Below are 18,529 nucleotides of genomic sequence, written 5' to 3'. Positions count from 1 at the left end.
CGACCTAGCGTGTCGGCGTGACGAATGTGCTGGTGGTGGACGACGACTTCATGGTCGCCAAGCTGCACTGCCGCTATGTGTCGGCGGTGGAGGGCTTCACCGTGTCCGGGGTCGCGCACAGCGGCGCCGAGGCGCTGCGCGCGGCCGAGCGGCTCCGGCCCGACCTGGTGCTGCTCGACGTCTTCCTGCCGGACATGGACGGCATCCAGGTGCTGCGGGAGCTGCGCGCCGCGGGCATGGGCATGGACGCGCTGTTCATCACGGCGGCGCGGGACGTGAGCACGATCCGCGAAGCCCTACGGGCCGGGGCGCTGCACTACCTGATCAAGCCGTTCAGCCAGGCGGCGCTGCACGAGCAGCTGCGCCACGTGGCCTCGCTGCGCAGCCGCCTCGACGACCTCGGCGAGGCCCGCCAGGAGGACGTGGACCAGATCTTCGGCACCCGCCCGCGCGGCTCCCGCGAACTCCCGAAGGGCCTCGCCGCCCACACGGCCGACCTGGTCGACTCGATCCTCCGCGCCCACCCGGAAGGCCTCTCGGCCACGGAATGCGCGGAAGCCGGCTCCCTCTCCCGCGTGAGCGCCCGCCGCTACCTGGAGTACTTCGCCCAGACGGGCCGCGCGGAGATCACGCTGCGGTACGGGGGGACGGGCCGCCCGGAGCGGCGGTACCGGCGCCTGGGCTAGGGGTACGGACGGGACGTCCCTGGGAGGGCTGGGACGGCCGGGCGGCGGACACCATCCCTAGGGTTTCGACTGCCGGTCGCGGGACCAGCCCCGGTACCGTCCAGCCACACGTACGTGACCCGGGCCGCGCAGTGCTACGTGCCCCCGAGCCAGTCCGGCGACTGGACGAGCTGCGACGTGGCAGGAGCCCTCTGAGCCCCGGCGCACAGCGGGGGGAGGCGGTTCCTCAGCCGCCTCTTACGCCTGCCTTAAAGCGGTCCTAAGGATCGCCATCTCCCCTTCTTCACCGGCTTTTTCACGCTTCCGGGCGGCTAGCTTCCTTGCCAACCCCCCACGCCCCACCCTCGTGAAGGAGCTGTCCCCCCATGACTTCTCGCCGTACGGCCGCGGCCGTCACCGTCACCGCCCTGTTGGGTCTTTCCGGGCTCGCGTCGGCGCCCGCGTTCGCGCACGGGTCGATGACGGATCCGGTGAGCCGGGTCTCGGCCTGTTACGCGGAGGGGCCCGAGGCGCCGCGGTCGGCGGCGTGCAAGGCCGCGGTGGCGGCGAGTGGCGCCCAGGCGTTCTACGACTGGAACGCGGTGAACATCGCCAACGCCGCCGGGAAGCACCGGGACCTGATCCCGGACGGCAAGCTGTGCAGCGCGGGCAACGACAAGTACCGGGGGCTCGACCTGGCGCGGGCCGACTGGCCCGCGAGCCGGCTGGACTCCGGGGCGCACACCTTCCGTTACAAGGGGACCGCTCCGCACCGGGGTTCGTTCGAGCTGTACGTGACGAAGGACGGGTACGACCCGACGAAGCCGCTGACGTGGTCGGACCTGGAGGCGAAGCCGTTCGCGACGGTGACCGATCCGCGGATGGAGAGCGGCGACTACGTCTTCCAGGGCACCGTGCCGAAGAAGTCCGGGCGGCACCTGATCTACTCGATCTGGCAGCGCTCCGACTCCCCCGAGGCGTTCTACACCTGCTCCGACGTGGTGTTCGGGGAGGAGACCGGCGGTGCCGCTCCGGCGCCGACCGCCTCCGCGCCGAGCGAGGAGCAGATCGAGGACGGGAAGGACGAGTCCTCCGTCGAGCACGGCGGGCACGGGGACGCCGACCCGTCGACCGGGGCGGAGGAGACGGCGGCCGCTCCGGCGCCGACCACCGCCGGGACCGGGGGCGACGCCGGGGGCGAGAGCCCGGACGCCGCCGAGACCGCGGGCGCGGAGGCCACTCAGGTGCCCAACGCGCCCGCTCCCGCCGCCGGTTCCGGTGCCGGCTCGGATGAGCTCCTCGCCGAGACCGGGGGCGACGCCGGCACCCCGTACCTCGCGGTCGGTGGCGCCGCCGTGCTCGCGCTCGGCGCGGCCGTGCTCTTCGGGACGGCCCGGCGGCGGCGTACCCAGCAGTAGGCGCCGGCCGGGTCAGATGCCGCAGCCGGAGGCGGACCAGAAGCGGCTGGGGCGGTGGTCGACGTGGGTGTGGTCGCTGTGGCCGGGGTATCCGGGGCCGAGGATGCCGTTGAAGCCGTGGTTGCGGGCCTGCTGGGCGAGGAGGCACAGCGAGTGGGGGCCGGAGCCGAGGTCGGCCGCGTCGCCGTACAGGTGACGGCTCGACGCGGCCCCGCCGACCGCGTCGTTGCAGGCCTGGCTGCGGAAGCCGCTGGTGACCCGGATGGACTGGTCGCCGAGCGCGTGCCGGAGGGCCTCCAGCTTCCACATGGTGCGCAGCGCGTTGGACTTGGCGGTGGCGGCGCTCACCGCGCCGCCCGCCCAGGTGCTGTTGCAGGTGTTCAGCTCGGCGTAGGTGAAGTGGACCGGTGTGCAGTCGTCGTCCTGAAGGCTGTAGATCTTGCTGAAGGTCGCCGGGCCCGCGACCCCGTCGGCGGCCAGTCCGTAGGCGGCCTGGAAGCGCTTGACGGCCGCGGCGGTACCGGGGCCGAAGGCGCCGTCGATCGCGAGGACGCCGCCGTAGCCGGGATAGCCGGCCACCCGGATCTGCAGTTCCGTCACATCGGAGCCGGAGGCTCCCTCGGAGAGGGTGCGCGACCAGGTGTAGCAGCCGTCGGCGTGAGCGGTGCCGGCGGTGACCACCACCCCGCCCACCACGGAAGCCATGAGCATGACAATCGAGAGAAGAAGGCGGACGGGCTTGGAATGTGCGGTACCTCGGGGCATCGAGCCTCCATTGCCTCACAAGACCGGGGGCGACCCGTGGCCGGGCCACCCCCGAGACTGACCGGCGCGTCGACGCGCGTCAACCACGCCTGACGAGCGTCATTTGTCGGCCCAATGGCGGTACCGGCTCTAGCCGATCACCGACAGGCAGGTGGTCGGGGTCGCGTGGGCCGGGTCGAGGGCGTTGGCCACCTCGTGGAAGGTGACCCGGTCCACCGTGCCGATCGCCACGTGCTCGGAGAGGTCGAGCGCGCACTTGTCCTGGATGAGGACGTTGGTGACGTTCGGGCCTGACAGGAACTGCGAGCGGTACGGGGTGACCACCTCGTCGTACTGGGACGCGATGACGTGGTAGCGGACACCGGGGACCGTGTCGCCGCCCTCGTTGAGCTTGGTGATGAACGGCGAGCCGGCGATCTGGTCGGCCAGGCCCGGCGTCGTGGAGCTGATCAGGTCCTCGGCCCCGGGGAAGTACGGCAGGAGCTTGGTGAGGCCGAGGAGGGTGGTGCCGTGGTTGTCGGGGGCGATCCCGACGAGCGTGTTCACCTTCTCGGCCCCGCCGAGGAACTTGAGGTACCAGCGGGGCATCATGCCACCCTGCGAGTGCCCGACGAGGTCCGCCTCGGGGGCGCCGGTCGCGGCGAGGACCCGGTCGACGTACGCGTCGAGCTGCTCGGCGGACTTCGCGATGGGGCCGAGGCCGTGGAACAGGGGCACGTTCGGCAACTGGCCGTAGTCGAGCGAGAAGACGCAGTAGCCGCGGTTGACGAGGTACGGCGCGAGAACGAGCCAGTTGTCGACGGCGTTCCCGAAGGTGCCGTGGACGAGGACGACCGGGCGGGGGTGCGCGGCGGAGGGCTTGCAGGAGAAGTCGTTCCAGCCACGACCGGCGGTGGCGGTCTCCGTCTGGGCCGAGGCGGTGACGGTGGGGGCGAGCGTGGCGGCGGCGGTCAGCAGCAGGACGGACAGCGCTCTGACGGCACGCTTCCAGGACTTCCCGGGCTTCCGGGACTTCGGGGGCAGCATCGGGCGATCTCCTTGCGGCTCAAGGGGATGGTGGGGGTGCTGTGCCCTGCGGCCCGGACCACAAGTGGGGATGCGCGGTGGGGATGCGCTTCAGCCAAGCTACGCACGGGTAGCCTCGGCTGGGAAGTTACGCGTCGGTAAAAAGTGCCGCCTCGTCACAACGGAGTAATCGGGGGCCCTTTCAGGCCGCCAGCGACCCCGGCAGCACCGCCCTCGGACCGAACTTCGCCCGCGCCCGGTCCGCCACCGCCTCGATCCGCCGCGCCTTCTCGTCCGCCGGGTCCAGGGACAGCTGGTGCGCGGCCCCTTCGGCACCCGTCAGGCCCTCGGCGCGCAGCGTGATCCCCCGTACCCGGGCCCGCTGGAGGCCGAGGGCGTCGTGGAGCGCGTACGCGAGGGCGCCGAGGGCCGCCGAGTGGGCGGTCGGTTCGGGCAGCGTACGGCTCCGGGTCGTCGTGGTCCGGTCCGCGTACCGCACGGTGAGCGCGAGCGAGCGGCACACCTGCCCCTCCGTCCGCAGCCGGGCGCCGAGTTCGACGGCGAGCGAGAGGAGGGCCCTGCGGTGCTCGGTCCGGTCGACCTCGTCGTACGGGAAGGAGCGTTCGGCCGCCGCCGACCGGGAGACCGCGTTCGGGACGACGGGGGTGCGGTCGACGCCCCGCGCCCGCTCCCACACCTCACGGCCGGCCCTCGCGCCGACGAGCCGCTGGAGCACGGCGAGCGGCGCGTCCGCGACGCGGCCGACGGAGTCGAGTCCGTAGCCGCAGAGGGTACGGGCGGTGGCGCGACCGACGCCGTCGAGCGCGACGACCGGCCGGTCGCGCAGGAAGGCGGCCGGGTCCTCGACGACGAGGGTGACGCCGGGCCGGGCCTCACGGGCCGCCATCCGGGCCAGCATGGGGTTGGGCCCGGCGCCGATGACACAGTCGACGCCGTACAGGGCGAGCGCCCGGACCCGGATCACCGAGGCGAGTTCGACGGGGCTCCAGTCGAAGTAGCGCAGCGCGCCGCGCACGTCGGCGAGCGCCTCGGAGGGCGGGGCGGCCTCGACGGTCGGGGTGAACTCGCCCAGGAGTTCCACCAGTCGGGGAAGCAGGGCTTCCCGCTCCGGTGCGAGGCGGAAGCGTACGCAGAGGATCATCCCGCGCTCCCCGGGCTGCTGTGCCAGAGCTTCCTCGGCGGCGTCGTCGCGCCTTCGCCGGCCGGCTTGAGGTCCGCCCAGGGGTTCATCTCGTAGCCGGTGGACATCGCGATGCGGCGGCCGGAATCGCCGTCCCCGCCGGTCGGCGCGGGCTCCGCGAGCCGCGCCCCCACCGCTTCCAGGCCGCCGGAGGCCCGCAGTTCGACCAGTTCGGCGAGGTTCCAGGCGGCCGAGCCGACCACGCTGAGGCTGCGCGGGCCGCGCCGCTGCACCACGCCCCGGACGAGGAGCAGCCAGGAGTGGAAGACGGTGTGGGCGCAGCGCTCGTGGGCGTCGTCGAAGAAGGCGAGGTCGACCAGGCCCGTGCCGTCGTCGAGCGTGCTGAAGATGACCCGTTTCCCGGAGCGGATCGGCGGGGTCTGGGTGGCGGCCTTGGCGCCCGCGACCAGGACGGTCCGGCCGTGGGGGGTGTCGCGCAGCCGCTGGGCGGAGACGACGCCGAGTTCGCGGAGGAAGGCGTGGTGGTCGTCCATGAGGTGGCGGGAGGCGTCCATGCCGAGGATGCCGAGCTCGGCGCTGAGGCGTTCCGTGTCGTCGAGGTCGGGCAGGCCGACGGGGGCGGTCTTCCCACCCTGGGCGAGCGGGAGTTGGCCGCCGTGGGAGGCGGCTCCCCGGTGGATGCGCCGGAGTTCGGTGAGGTGGAGCAGGAGGTCGCGGCGGTTGGCGCCGAAGGCGTCCAACGCGCCGACCTGGGCGAGGCGTTCGGCGACGGGGGTGCGCGGGCGGGCCCGCTCCCAGAAGTCGAGCAGGGAGGCGTAGGGCTGTCCGGCCTCGATGCGGGCGCTCTCGGTCCCGGCGATGCCGTGGACGTCGGCGAGGCCGAGCCGGAGGCCCCACAGCACCGGGCGATCGGACACCAGTTCGATACGGTGGGCGACCGCCGAGCGGTTCACGTCCAGCGGCAGCACCGGCACCCCGCGCCGCCGCGCGTCCGCGAGCAGCAGCCGCTTGGGGTACATGCCGGGGTCGTGGGTGAGCAGCCCCGCGTAGAAGGCCGCCGGGTGGTGCGCCTTGAGCCAGGCCGACTGGTACGTCGGCACGGCGAAGGCCACCGCGTGCGCCTTGCAGAAGCCGTACGAGCCGAAGGCCTCCACGATCTCCCAGGTGCGGGCGACGACCTCGGCGTCGTATCCGCGCGCCGCGGCCTGGCGCCCGAACCAGACCTTGATCCGGCCCTGCGACTCGGGGTCCGAGAGCCCGCGCCGCACCTGGTCGGCCTCGTCGCGACCGCAGCCGGTCACGATCCGGACGATCTCGATGATCTGCTCGTGGAAGACGACCACGCCGTACGTCTCCTTCAGCGGGCCCTCCAGGTCGGGGTGCGGGTAGCGGACGGGGGCGCGGCCGTGCCGGGCCTCGATGAAGGGGCGGACCATGTCGGCGGCGACCGGTCCCGGCCGGAAGAGCGAGATGTCGACGACGAGGTCGTGGAAGGTCGCGGGCTGGAGCCGGCCGACGAGGTCGCGCTGGCCCGGGGACTCGATCTGGAAGCAGCCGAGGGTCTCGGTGGAGCGGATGAGCCGGTACGTCTCGGGGTCGCCCTCCGGGATCGCGTCGATGTCCGGCCGGGTGCCGGTGGCGCGGGCGACCTCGGCGACGGCGTGGGCCATCGCGGACTGCATGCGCACGCCGAGGACGTCGAGCTTGAGCAGCCCGAGGTCCTCCACGTCCTCCTTGTCGAACTGCGACATGGGGAAGCCCTCGCCGCTGGTGGGGACCACGGGGGTACGGGTGAGCAGCGAGGCGTCCGAGAGCAGGACCCCGCAGGGGTGCATGGCGATGCCGCGCGGGAGGGCGTCGAGCGCCTCGACCAGCTCCCAGAGCCGGCCGTACTTCTCCCGCTCCCCCGCGAGTTCGCGCAGTTCGGGCAGTTCGTCGAGGGCGGCGAGCGCGTCCCGGGCGCGGATGTGCGGGAAGGCCTTGGCGATCCGGTCGGTCTCGGCCGGGTCCAGGGAGAGGGCCGCGCCCACGTCCCGTACGGCATGGCGGACCCGGTAGGTCTCGGGCATGGAGACGGTGGCGACCCGTTCGGCGCCGAAGCGGCCGATGATCGCCCGGTACACCTCCAGGCGGCGGGCGGACTCCACGTCGACGTCGATGTCGGGCAGGGCGGTGCGGCGCTTGGACAGGAAGCGCTCCATCAGCAGGCCGTGCTCGACCGGGTCGGCGTGGGCGATGCCGAGGAGGTGGTTGACGAGGGAGCCGGCGCCGGAGCCCCGGGCGGCGACCCGGATCCCCATGCCCCGGACGTCGTCGACGACCTGGGCGACCGTCAGGAAGTAGGTGGCGAAGCCGTGGTGGGCGATGACGTCCAGCTCGCGGTGCATCCGGTCCCAGTAGGCGCGCCGGTTCCCGTACCCCTTGAGGACCATGCCGGCGGCGGCCCGGGAGGTGAGGACGCGCTGGGCGGTGCGGTGCTCGGCGCCGACGAGGTACGGCTCCGGGAAGTGCGCGGAGCCGATGCCGAGGTCGTCCTCGGGGTCGACCAGGCAGGCGGCGGCGACCGCCGCGGTCTGGTCGAGCAGCCGGTGGGCGGCGTCCCGGCGGAAGCCCGCGGCCTCGACGATCAGCTCGGCGGCGGCCAGCATGCCGTCGAGCCCTTCGGCGCCCTTGAGCCAGGCCTCTCCGCTGTCGAGCTCCTTGCGGGGGTCGATCGGGACGAGGCGGCGGGCGGAGTCGAGGACGTCGGCGACGGGCCCCTGGCCGGGGTCGGCGTAGCGGACGGCGTTGGTGAGGACGGGCCGGACGCCCTGCTCGGCGGCGAAGCCGACGGTACGGGCGGCGAGCCGCAGGGAGCCGGGTCCTGTGCCGGTACGGCCGTGGTGGACGGCCTCCAGGCGCAGCGCGTCGCCGTACCGCTCGCGCCAGGGGGCGAGCAGCCGGGCGGCCCGGTCGGGGCGGCCCGCGGCGAGGGCGCGGCCGACGTCGGACGCGGGGCCGAGCAGCACGGCCAGGCCCTCGTCGTGGCCGGCGGCCCAGGGCAGCAGGGGCTGCTCGCCCGCACCTCCCCCAGCCGCACCTCCCCCGGCCGCACCTCCCCCACCCGTCCCGGCGTGGGCGGCGGTGATCATGGCGCAGAGGGAGGCCCACCCGGCGCGGGAGCGGGCGAGGAAGAGGGCGCGGGGCGCGGACTCGTCGACGAAGGCGCCGCCGCGCACGGGCACCCGGCGGGCGGAGCCCGGGTCGACGGAGCCCCGACCGGCGGAAGCCCGACCGGCAGAGCCCCAGGCCGCGGAACCCGGACCGGCAGAGCCCCGACCGGCGGAGCCCCAGGCCGCGGAGCCCGGACCGGCGGAAGCCCGACCGGCGGAGCCCCGGCCGGCGGAGCCGGGTTCGGGGGTGGCGGGGACCTCGCAGGCCAGGTCCACGCCGAACAGGGGGCGGATGCCCTCCTTCGCGCACGCCTTCGCGAAGCGGACCGCGCCGGAGAGGGTGTCGCGGTCGGTCAGGGCGAGTGCGTCCATGCCCCGCTCGGCGGCGCGGCGGGCCAGCCGTTCGGGGTGCGAGGCCCCGTAGCGCAGGGAGTAGCCCGACGCGGTGTGCAGGTGCGTGAATCCCGGCATGGCGCACCTCCCGCACTCCCGCATCGAATTCGTACGTACGTTCCCACCCCCTCGTTCCCACCCTAGCCCATTTCGAACGTGCGTACGATAACCCGTACGGACGACACCCCACCGCTCCCCGAGTCAGCCATTCGGCCCCCTCCCACCTGCGGAAACACCGCCCTCCCCGGAGCCTGGGGGGCATGAGTCTCGTCGATGAACTGAAAAGCGCCGTCACCCCCCGAGCCGCCCTGCTCGTCGTCGGCGTCTTCGCCCTCCAGCTCCTGTTCATCACCTCGTACGTCGGGGCCCTGCACCACCCGAAGCCGACGGACGTCCCCTTCGGCGTCGTCGCACCCCCACAGGTCTCCGCGCAGCTCGTGGGGCAGCTGGAGAAGCTCCCCGGCGAGCCGCTCGACCCCCGGGCCGTCACCGACGAGGCCGAGGCGCGGCAGCAGATCCTGAACCGGGACATCGACGGGGCCCTCCTCGTCGACCCCACCGGCCGCACCGACACCCTGCTCGTCGCCTCCGGCGGCGGCACCGTGCTCTCCTCCGCCCTGGAGACGATCTTCACCAAGGTGGAGGCGACCCAGCAGCGCACCCTGAGGACGGTCGACGTGGCCCCCGCGTCGCCGGAGGACTTCGACGGACTCTCCGCCTTCTACCTCGTCGTCGGCTGGTGCGTCGGCGGCTACATCTGCGCCGCGATCCTGGCGATCAGCGCGGGCTCCCGGCCCGCGAACCGCGAGCGCGCGATCATCCGCCTCGGCGTCCTGGCGCTCTACGCGATCCTCGGCGGCCTCGGCGGCGCGATCATCGTCGGGCCGATCCTGGGCGCCCTGCCCGGCAGCATCGCGGCCCTGTGGGGCCTGGGCACCCTGGTCGTCTTCGCCGTCGGCGCCGCCACCCTCGCCCTGCAGTCGGTCTTCGGGATCGTCGGCATCGGCCTGGCGATCCTCCTCATCGTGGTCGCGGGCAACCCGAGCGCCGGCGGCGCCTTCCCGCTGCCGATGCTGCCCCCGTTCTGGAAGGCGATCGGTCCCGCCCTGCCGCCGGGCGCCGGCACCTGGGCGGCGCGCTCGATCGCGTACTTCAAGGGCAACGACATGACCTCCTCGATGCTGGTCCTCTCGGCCTGGGCGGTCGTCGGCTCCGTCGTCACCCTGGTGATGTCCTCGCTGAAGCGGAAGCCCGAGTCCGAGCCGATCGCGGAGGAGCTGGGCGAGGCCCGTCCCTGACCACCGCACGCGAAGGGCCCCCGGCGGATCGCTCCGCCGGGGGCCCTTCGCCGTACCGGGTACCGGGTACCGAGTACCGGGGTCTACTTCCCGTAGTACGCCCGGGTCATCAGTTCCTTCATGTCGTCGATCATCGGCATCCGCGGGTTGGCCGGCGCGCACTGGTCGGCGTACGCGTTCATCGCCTGCTGCGGCAGGGCCGCCAGGAAGGCCGCCTCGTCGACGCCCTCCTCCTGGAAGGAGGCCGGGATGCCGCACCGGTCGCGCAGCTCCTCCACCGCGCGGGCGTACGACTCCACGCCCTCCTCCGGTGTCGCGGCCGGCAGGCCGAGCATCCGCGCGATCTCCTGGAACCGCTCCGGGGCCCGGTAGACCTCGGCCTTCGGCCACGGCACGGCCTTGTGGGTGACGGTGCCGTTGTGGCGGATCACGTGCGGGAGCAGCAGCGCGTTGGTGCGGCCGTGGGCGACGTGGAAGGTGTTGCCGAGGGTGTGGGCCATGGCGTGGACCAGGCCGAGGAAGGCGTTGGCGAAGGCCATGCCGGCGATGGTGGACGCGTTGTGCATCTTCTCGCGGGCCTCGGGCGCCCTGGCGCCCTCCGTCACACAGGTCTCCAGGTTCTCGAAGATCAGCTTGACGGCCTGGAGGCACTGGCCGTCGGTGAAGTCGTTGGCGTAGGCGGAGACGTACGCCTCGGTGGCGTGGGTCAGGGCGTCGAAGCCGGAGTCGGCGGTGACGGTGGCCGGGAGGTGCAGCGGAAGGACCGGGTCGACGATGGCGATGTCCGGGGTGAGCGCGTAGTCGGCGAGCGGGTACTTCTGCGCGGCCTCGGGGTCGGAGATGACCGCGAAGGGGGTGACCTCGCTGCCCGTCCCCGAGGTGGTCGGGATCGCGACGAGCCGGGCCTTCTGGCCGAGCTTCGGGAAGCGGTAGGCGCGCTTGCGGATGTCGAAGAACTTCTCCTTGGTGTCCGCGAACTCGACCTCGGGCCGCTCGTACATCAGCCACATGATCTTCGCCGCGTCCATCGGGGAGCCGCCGCCGAGGGCGATGATGGTGTCCGGGCGGAAGTCCCGCATGGCGGCGGCGCCGGCCTGGACGGTGGCGAGCTCCGGGTTGGGCTCGACGGAGTCGATGACCTGGAGGGTGACCGGCTCCTCGCGGCCGTTGAGGATGTCGGTGATCTTCCGGACGAAGCCGATCTCGCCCATGGTCCGGTCGGTGACGATGGTGACCCTCTTCAGGCCCTCCATCTCGCCGAGGTAGCGGATGGCGTTGCGCTCGAAGTAGATCTTCGGCGGGACCTTGTACCACTGCATGTTGGTGTTGCGCCGTCCGATCCGCTTGACGTTGATCAGGTTGACCGCGGTGACGTTGTTCGAGACGGAGTTGTGCCCGTACGAGCCGCAGCCGAGCGTGAGCGAGGGGAGGAAGGAGTTGTAGACGTCGCCGATGCCGCCGAAGGTGGAGGGGGCGTTGACGATGACGCGGATCGCCTTGACGCGCTTGCCGAACTCCTCGGCGAGCGCCTCGTCCTCGGTGTGGATCGCGGCGCTGTGGCCGAGGCCGTGGAACTCGACCATGCGGGCGGAGAGTTCGAGGCCGTGCTCGGTGGAGTCGGCCTTGAGGGCGGCCAGGACCGGGGAGAGCTTCTCGCGGGTGAGCGGCTCGGCCTCGCCGACCTCGGCGCATTCGGCGACGAGGATCGAGGTGCCTTCGGGGACCTCGAAGCCGGCCTGTTCGGCGATCCAGTGCGGGGACCTGCCGACGACGGCCGCGTTGAGCTTGGCGCCGCCGCAGTTGGTGGCGTAGGCGGTGGTGCCGAAGACGTACTCCTCCAGTTTGGTCTTCTCGGCGGCGGTGACGACGTGGGCGCCGAGCCGCTCGAACTCGGCGATGCCCTCCTCGTACACCTCCTCGTCGAGGATCACGGCCTGTTCGGAGGCGCAGATCATGCCGTTGTCGAAGGCCTTGGAGAGCACGATGTCGTGGATCGCCCGCGGGAGCTTTCCGCTCTTCGTGACGTACGCGGGGACGTTTCCGGCGCCGACGCCGAGGGCGGGCTTGCCGCACGAGTAGGCGGCCCTGACCATCGCGTTTCCACCGGTGGCGAGGATGGTGGAGACGCCTTCGTGGTTCATGAGGAGGCGGGTGGCCTCCATGGAGGGCTCGTCGACCCACTGCACGCAGTCCTCGGGGGCGCCTGCGGCGACGGCGGCGTCGCGGACGATCCTGGCGGCCTCGGCCGAGCACTTCTGCGCGGAGGGGTGGAAGGCGAAGACGATGGGGTTGCGGGTCTTGAGGGCGATGAGCGCCTTGAAGACCGTCGTCGAGGTGGGGTTGGTGACGGGGGTCATCGCGCAGACGACGCCGACGGGCTCGGCGATCTCGGTGATGCCGTTCAGCTCGTCGCGGCGGATGACTCCGGCGGTCTTCAGACCGGCCATCGAGTGGGTGACGTGCTCGCAGGCGAAGAGGTTCTTGACCGCCTTGTCCTCGAAGAGGCCGCGCCCGGTCTCCTCGACGGCGAGCTTCGCCAGTTCGCCGTGCGCGCTCAGCGCGGCGAGCGAAGCCTTCTTCACGATGTGGTCGACCTGCTCCTGGTCGAAGGTCTCGAACCGGTCGAGCGCCGCGAGGGCTCCCTGGACCAGTCCGTCCACCATCTCCTTGGCCTCCATGGCAGGTACTCCTTCTTCGGGTCCCTTTTTCTCTCTGATGTCTCCATTCGACACCCGATGACCTGCGAGAAGGTCCGGAGAAAGACCCGGAGGGAGGGGCCGGAAGTCCTCTTGTGAACGGATTCACAAGAGGACTCCGGTCCGCGCCTGCCGTCGTTCCTAGAAGACGCTCACGCCGTACGCGCTCAGCGCCTCCGTCACCGGCTGGAAGAAGGTCGTGCCGCCCGAGGAGCAGTTGCCGCTGCCGCCCGAGGTGAGGCCGATGGCCCGGCTGCCGGAGTACAGCGGGCCGCCGGAGTCGCCCGGCTCGGCGCAGACGTTCGTGCGGATCATGCCGTAGACGATGTCCCCGCCGCCGTAGTTCACGGTGGCGTTGAGGCCGGTCACCGAGCCGCTGTGGATGCCGGTGGTGGAGCCCCGGCGGGTGACCGACATGCCGACGGTCGCGTTGGCGGCGCTGGTGATGTCCACGCTGCCGACGGTGCCGGACTTGGTGACCGTGCTGTTGGTGTAGCGGACGATGCCGTAGTCGTTGGTCGGGAAGCTCGACCCGGCCGTGGTGCCGAGGACGGTCGACTGCGAGGAGTTGGAGTACCAGGTGCCCGCGCCGTCGGTGCAGTGACCGGCGGTGAGGAAGTAGTAGGCGCCCGCGCTGTCCCGGACGTTGAAGCCCAGGGAGCAGCGCCAGCCGGCGTCGGCGTAGATCGCGTCGCCGCCGGAGATCAGCTTGGTGAACCTGCCGGGCGTCCGCTCGATGCGGATCGCGCCGGCGTCGGGACCGGCCTGCCGCTTGATCTTCGCGATCTCGGCGGGGGTGACGGTGGAGTCGGCGGTGACGACGACCGCGCCGGTGGCGGTGTCGATGTGCCAGGCGGTGCCGGCCACGTCGGCGGCGAGCACGGCGTCGCTCGCCGCCGAGAGCCGCTCGGCGCCGAAGGTCTGCGCGGAGTCGGCGCTCGCGGTGGGGACGGCGAGCGCCGCGGCGGCGGCGAGACCGACGGCGACGGCGAACATCCGGACGGTTCTCGTGGGGGTGGTGCGCGTGGTCCTCACTTCTCGTTCCTCCAGAGGGGAATCGGGGGCCCGCCGTGGGGTGCCGGGCCCGTGAGGCGCGGCCCGAGGCCTGCGCTGTGGGGGAGTCTCGGGCCGCACGACTTCCGGACGCAAGGGCGCCTTTCGGCCGCACGGCCCTCAACAGGCCTTGCTTTCAGGCTAGTTGGAGAGAATCAGTAGAGGCTGACCTTGTACTTGGCGAGGGCCTCCGGCACCGGCTGGTAGAAGGTCGTGCCGCCGGTGGAGCAGTTGCCGCTGCCTCCGGAGGTGATCCCGAGCGCCTTGGTGCCGTCGTAGAGCGCGCCCCCGGAGTCGCCGGGCTCGGCGCAGACGTTGGTCTGGATCATGCCGCGGACGGTGCCGCCACCGGAGTAGTGGACGGTGGCGTCGAGGCCTGTCACCGTGCCGCCGCGGGTGCCCGTGGTGGAGCCGGAGCGCTTGACCGACTCGCCGACGTAGGCGTCGGCGGCGGTGAAGCCGCCGGTGTGGCTGAGCGAGGTGTTGTCGTAGCGGACGAGCGCGTAGTCGTTGCCGGGGAAGCTGGAGCCCACGGTGGCACCGATCAGGGTGGACTGTGCCGAGTTGGCGTACCAGGTGTTGGCGACGTTGCCGCAGTGGCCGGCGGTGAGGAAGTAGTACGTGCTGCCGCTGCGGACGTTGAAGCCGAGCGAGCAGCGGTAGCCGCCGCCGTAGATGGCGTCGCCGGCGCCGAGCAGGGGGGTGAAGACGCCGGAGGTGCGCTGGACGCGGAGGGCTCCGGCGTCGGCGCCGGCCGCCGCGCGGATCTTCGCGAGCCCCGCGTCGGTGACGGTGGAGTCGGCGGTGACGACGACTCTGCCGGCCGTTCTGTCCACGTACCAGGCGGTGCCGCCGACCTGGGCGGCGTCGACGGCGGCATCGGCGCGGGCGAGCCGTGCCGCTCCCGCCGGGCCGGGGTCGGGGGCGGCCTGGGCACCGGGGAGGCCGAGGGCCGTCACTGCGGCGAGTCCCGCGGCGATCGCGAGCAGTCGGGTGCTGGTGATCCTCACTGTGCTCCTCACTGTTCTCCTTCTGGGAAAAGCGGAGGGGCCCGTGGGTGGCGGGCCCGTGAGGCGCCGTCAGGTGACGTGTCCCTGACATGCACCGTGAGCGATAGTGACCCCCGTGGAGCGGGCGCACAAGACCGCCGGACGCACGGGCACCCCCGGCCGTCGCGGCCGGGGGTGCCCGATATCCGTACACCTTGCGGAGAGCCCAGGTCAGGTGGGCCGGAACGCGTCAGGAGGCGTTCAGCTGCCGCTCCCCCGCCGGTACCGCGGTGTCGAGCGTGTTGCCCGGCGGCGGGAACGGGCAGATGAAGTGGTCGGCGAACGCGCACGGCGGCAGCAGCGCACGGTTGAAGTCCACCGTCACCGAGCCGTCCGCCGCCGGGGCCTCGGGCCGCAGGAAGCGGAAGCGGTAGCTGTCCCGGCCGCTGGTAGCGTCCGCGAAGACCGCCCACAGCGAGCCGTCGTCCTCGACGGCCACCTGGAGGGTGTGCTCGCCGCCGTGCAGGTCGAAGGCCAGCTCGCCGGCGAGCCCGAGGCCGCGCTCCCGGCCGTCGGCGTTCTCGACCCGTACGCTGCGCGCCTCCTCGTACGGACGGAAGACGCCGGACACCACCCAGCGCTCGTCGTACGGGGTGGCCTCGATGCCCGCGAAGGCGCTGCGCGCCGCCGAGCCGGGGTCGAAGTCCCGTACGGCCCAGAGCCCTTCCCGCCGCAGGACCACCAGCCGCCGGCCCGCCGCCTCGACCCTGGACTCGTGGATCGGGGCGTGGTCGGCGGTGAGCCGTACGGTGCCGGTGAAGGGCTTCCCGTCGACGGTGATCGCGTCCTCGGCGTCCGCCGTCAGGACCACCTCGTCACCGTCCTCCCGCCACTCGCCGGGAACGGCCGGAATTCGACCCTCCGGGTGATCCGAGAGCCAGTGCGTGCCCGTGAGGGAGAGCGGGCCGTACGAGGAGGCGACCGCCGCCTCACGCTGCTCGTGCCAGTGCTGCCAGTCCTGCTGCGGATCCGTGCTCATGGTGTTCCACCTTTTCATACGGGCTTCGAAAGCCCGGGGCGCGCCGTGGGTCAGTTCTTGGTGCGGGGCAGGCCGGGCGGGTTGATCTCCGACTTCTCCACGGCCTCGCTGCCCAGACCCCACCGCTTGAGCACCTCGCCGTAGGTGCCGTTCCCGACGATGTGGTCGATCGCGGCCGCATAGGCGGCGACGAGGCCGCTGTCCTTCTTCGTGGTGGCCGCGATCTTGCCCTGGAGCCCGGCGCCCGCGCCGGAGAACTTCCCGGCGACCTCGGTCTGCCCGGCCGAGGCCACGTGGTACGCGACGACGGGGTTGGGGCCGAGGTAGCCGTCGATCCGGCCGGACTGGAGGGCCAGGTAGTAGTCGCTGTTGTTCTGGAAGTACGAGATCTCGACGCCCTTGCGGCCCGCCTTCTCGTTCTGCGCGGACCAGTCGACGAGGATCTTCTCCTGGTTGGTTCCGGAGCCGACGGCGATCTTCTTCCCCGCCACGTCCTCGGGGCCCTTCACCGTCCAGCCGGAGCCCTTCTTCGCCTCGAAGGCGAGGTCGTCGAGGCGGTAGGTGGCGAAGTCGTACTTGTCCTTGCGCTCCTCGGTCACGGTGACGTTGGAGAAGACGGCGTCGAACTTGGCACTGTCGAGGCCGACGAAGAGGTTCTCCCAGGAGACCGCCTCGAACTTCGGCTCCAGTCCGAGGGTGTCGGCCACCAGGGTCGCGATGTCGAGCTCGGTGCCGATCAGCGTCTTGTCGTCGGTGGCGCGGAAGGAGAGCGGCGGACTGGTGTTCGCGGCGACGCCGATGACGAGCGTGCCTCTCTTGCGGACGGCCTCGGGCACCTGCGCGGCGATGGCGTCGACCTTGGCGGTGTGGATGCGCTTCTGGTCCGGGCCCACGTTGATGCCGTTCCCCTTCTGCCCCTCGGGCTTGATCTCGGAGGTGGCGGCATCCCCCGAGCCGCAGGCGGTGAGGACCCCGAGGGCGGTGAGCGAGGCGAGGGCGGCGAGGACGGTGCGGCGGGACTTCATGACGGGACTCCTGGTGCGGGAAGGGTGACGAGCGGTCGTACGGGAAGAGCGAGGAGCGGTGGGGGGATGTGGGGCAGGGGGGATGTGGGACGGGGGGGATGGGAGAACGGGGGGTACGGGCGGTCAGAGGACCTTGGAGAGGAAGGCGCGGGTGCGCTCGTGGCGGGGGCTGTCGAGCACCTCGGCCGGCGGGCCCTGTTCGACGATCCGGCCCTCGTCCATGAAGACCACGGTGTCGGCGACCTCGCGGGCGAAGCCGATCTCGTGCGTGACGACGATCATGGTGGTGCCGGAGGCGGCCAGGTCCTTGATGACGTCGAGGACCTCGCCGACCAGTTCGGGGTCGAGCGCGGAGGTCGGCTCGTCGAAGAGGAGCAGCCCCGGTTCCAGGGCGAGCGCGCGGGCGATGGCGACGCGCTGCTGCTGGCCGCCGGAGAGCTGCTTGGGGTACGCCTCCGCCTTGTCGGCCAGTCCGACGCGGTCGAGGAGCTTCCGGGCCGCGGCCTCGGCCTCCTTCCGGGGGCGCTTCAGGGCCGAGACGGGGGCCTCGACGATGTTCTCCAGGACGGTCAGGTGCGGGAAGAGGTGGAAGTTCTGGAAGACGAAGCCGATCCGGGTGCGCTGCTTGAGGATGTCGCGCTCCCGCAGCTCGTAGAGCTTGTTCCCGGAGCGGCGGTAGCCGACGAGGGTGCCGTCGACGCTGACCGTGCCGCTGTCGACCTTCTCCAGGTGGTTGATGGTCCGCAGGAGCGTGGACTTGCCGGAGCCCGAGGGGCCGAGGACGACGGTGACCTCCCCCGCCCGGACGTCGAGGTCGATGCCGCGCAGGACGTGGAGCGGGCCGAAGTTCTTGTGGACGGAGCGGATCTCGACCTTGGCCGTGGTGGACTCGGGGACGGTGGTGGTGGCGGAGCTCATCGGGCGCTCCCCTTCGCGTAGTGGCGTTCGACGTAGTGCTGGACGACGGAGAGCGCGGTGGTGAGCAGGACGTACCAGGCGGTGGCGACCATCAGGAGCGGGACGACCCGTCCGTTGCGGCCGTAGACGACCTGCACCTGGTAGAAGAGTTCGCCGATCGCCATGACCGAGACGATCGAGGTGCCCTTGAAGAGCGAGATGATCTCGTTGGCGGCGTTGGGCAGGATCGAGCGCATCGCCTGCGGCAGCACGATGCGCCGCAGCTGCCGGAACTTCGGGATGCCGAGGGAGGCCGCAGCCTCCGACTGGCCCTCGTCCACGGCGACTACGCCGCCCCGGACGATCTCCGCCGCGTAGGCCGCCTGGTGGAGGGCGAGGCCGAGGACGGCGGCGCTCATCTCCCCGACGAGACCCATCGTGTCGAAGGAGAGGAAGCTCGGCCCGAAGGGGATGCCGATGCTCAACTCCTTGTAGAGATAGGCGAGGTTGAACCAGAAGAGCAGCTGGACGATGAGCGGGATGGAGCGGAACGCCCAGATGTAGCCGAAGGCGACCGAGCGCAGGAACGGGTTGGCCGACAGGCGCATGAAGGCCAGCACGATGCCGATCGCGAAGCCGAGGACCGTGCCGTAGAAGGTGAGCTGGAGGGTGACCCAGACGGCCTGGAGGATCGTCTCGGTGGTGAAGAACGCGGCGAAGACGTCCCACTCCCAGCCGGGGTTGGTGACGAGCCCGTGGGCGAACTGCACGAGCAGGACGGCGGTGGCGGCGACGGCCACCCAGCGCCAGGGGTGACGGACGGGGACGACGACGAGTTCGACGGGCGCCGGCGGGGTGGCGGCGGCTTCCGGGTCCTTCGTGACCGGGGTGTTCGTGAGGGGGGCGGTGGAGGGCGGATCGCTGGTGAGAGCCATGGCGGTTCCTCGGAAACGGGTCGGGAGGCGAGGCAGA

Annotated in this window: 14 protein-coding genes; 3 read left to right on the top strand and 11 right to left on the bottom strand. The window is 72.0% G+C overall.

All coding sequences use genetic code 11. From position 1 onward, the window contains the following. Positions 1-17 precede the first annotated feature (17 nt). Positions 18-686, top strand: coding sequence for a response regulator (locus tag ACFC0G_RS26365; RefSeq protein WP_376407358.1), 669 nt, complete (start codon positions 18-20; stop codon positions 684-686). Between the two features lie 365 nt (positions 687-1,051). Continuing rightward, positions 1,052-2,083 (top strand): lytic polysaccharide monooxygenase, encoded by a 1,032-nt coding sequence (locus ACFC0G_RS26360; protein ID WP_376407356.1) that lies wholly within the window; start codon positions 1,052-1,054, stop codon positions 2,081-2,083. A gap of 12 nt (positions 2,084-2,095) precedes the next feature. Here ACFC0G_RS26360 and ACFC0G_RS26355 read toward each other — a convergent pair whose 3' ends face one another. From ACFC0G_RS26355 to dnaE, 4 genes are all read right to left on the bottom strand, one after another. Next, on the bottom strand, positions 2,096-2,848 hold the full coding sequence (locus ACFC0G_RS26355) for a D-Ala-D-Ala carboxypeptidase family metallohydrolase (protein WP_376407354.1): 753 nt from the start codon (positions 2,846-2,848) through the stop codon (positions 2,096-2,098). Positions 2,849-2,977: 129 nt separating this feature from the next. Further along, positions 2,978-3,874 carry an esterase/lipase family protein gene (locus tag ACFC0G_RS26350; RefSeq protein WP_376407352.1) on the bottom strand — a complete coding sequence of 299 codons (897 nt, stop codon included), beginning with the start codon at positions 3,872-3,874 and terminating at the stop codon, positions 2,978-2,980. Between the two features lie 181 nt (positions 3,875-4,055). Beyond that, positions 4,056-5,015, bottom strand: coding sequence for a hypothetical protein (locus ACFC0G_RS26345; RefSeq protein WP_376407350.1), 960 nt, complete (start codon positions 5,013-5,015; stop codon positions 4,056-4,058). After that, positions 5,012-8,638 carry a DNA polymerase III subunit alpha gene (dnaE, locus tag ACFC0G_RS26340; RefSeq protein ID WP_376407348.1) on the bottom strand — a complete coding sequence of 1,209 codons (3,627 nt, stop codon included), beginning with the start codon at positions 8,636-8,638 and terminating at the stop codon, positions 5,012-5,014. The genes ACFC0G_RS26345 and dnaE overlap by 4 nt, the downstream gene beginning before the upstream one ends. 182 nt (positions 8,639-8,820) lie before the next feature. On the opposite strand from dnaE, the gene ACFC0G_RS26335 reads away from it, so the two are divergent. Further along, entirely contained in the window at positions 8,821-9,858 is a 1,038-nt protein-coding gene (locus ACFC0G_RS26335) for a DUF3533 domain-containing protein (protein ID WP_376407346.1), read from the top strand. An 83-nt stretch (positions 9,859-9,941) separates the two neighbouring features. On the opposite strand, the gene adhE is transcribed toward ACFC0G_RS26335, so the two are convergent. The 7 genes from adhE to ACFC0G_RS26300 all read right to left on the bottom strand — a co-directional run bounded on the left by adhE (position 9,942) and on the right by ACFC0G_RS26300 (position 18,492). Continuing rightward, positions 9,942-12,536 (bottom strand): bifunctional acetaldehyde-CoA/alcohol dehydrogenase, encoded by a 2,595-nt coding sequence (adhE, locus tag ACFC0G_RS26330; RefSeq protein ID WP_376407344.1) that lies wholly within the window; start codon positions 12,534-12,536, stop codon positions 9,942-9,944. Between the two features lie 159 nt (positions 12,537-12,695). After that, positions 12,696-13,550, bottom strand: coding sequence for a S1 family peptidase (locus tag ACFC0G_RS26325; protein WP_376407615.1), 855 nt, complete (start codon positions 13,548-13,550; stop codon positions 12,696-12,698). A gap of 212 nt (positions 13,551-13,762) precedes the next feature. Then, positions 13,763-14,617, bottom strand: a complete 855-nt coding sequence (locus tag ACFC0G_RS26320; protein ID WP_376407342.1) for a S1 family peptidase — start codon at positions 14,615-14,617, stop codon at positions 13,763-13,765. Between the two features lie 229 nt (positions 14,618-14,846). Next, complete coding sequence (locus ACFC0G_RS26315) at positions 14,847-15,635, bottom strand: DUF1684 domain-containing protein (protein ID WP_376407340.1); 789 nt, start codon at positions 15,633-15,635, stop codon at positions 14,847-14,849. Positions 15,636-15,685: 50 nt separating this feature from the next. Beyond that, positions 15,686-16,660, bottom strand: coding sequence for an ABC transporter substrate-binding protein (locus ACFC0G_RS26310; protein WP_376407338.1), 975 nt, complete (start codon positions 16,658-16,660; stop codon positions 15,686-15,688). A gap of 123 nt (positions 16,661-16,783) precedes the next feature. Beyond that, a complete protein-coding gene (locus tag ACFC0G_RS26305; protein WP_376407336.1) occupies positions 16,784-17,578 on the bottom strand; it encodes an amino acid ABC transporter ATP-binding protein in 795 nt (264 codons plus the stop codon). Beyond that, positions 17,575-18,492: an amino acid ABC transporter permease gene (locus ACFC0G_RS26300; RefSeq protein ID WP_376407334.1), complete on the bottom strand. Its 918-nt coding sequence runs from the start codon at positions 18,490-18,492 to the stop codon at positions 17,575-17,577. The genes ACFC0G_RS26305 and ACFC0G_RS26300 overlap by 4 nt, the downstream gene beginning before the upstream one ends. Positions 18,493-18,529: the final 37 nt, after the last annotated feature.

This window comes from Streptomyces sp. NPDC056169, assembly GCF_042268445.1.
In the GTDB taxonomy this organism is placed as follows: Bacteria; Actinomycetota; Actinomycetes; order Streptomycetales; family Streptomycetaceae; genus Streptomyces.
The sequence above is the reverse complement of the archived record's forward strand: the minus strand, read 5'-3'. Positions and strand labels throughout refer to the sequence as shown.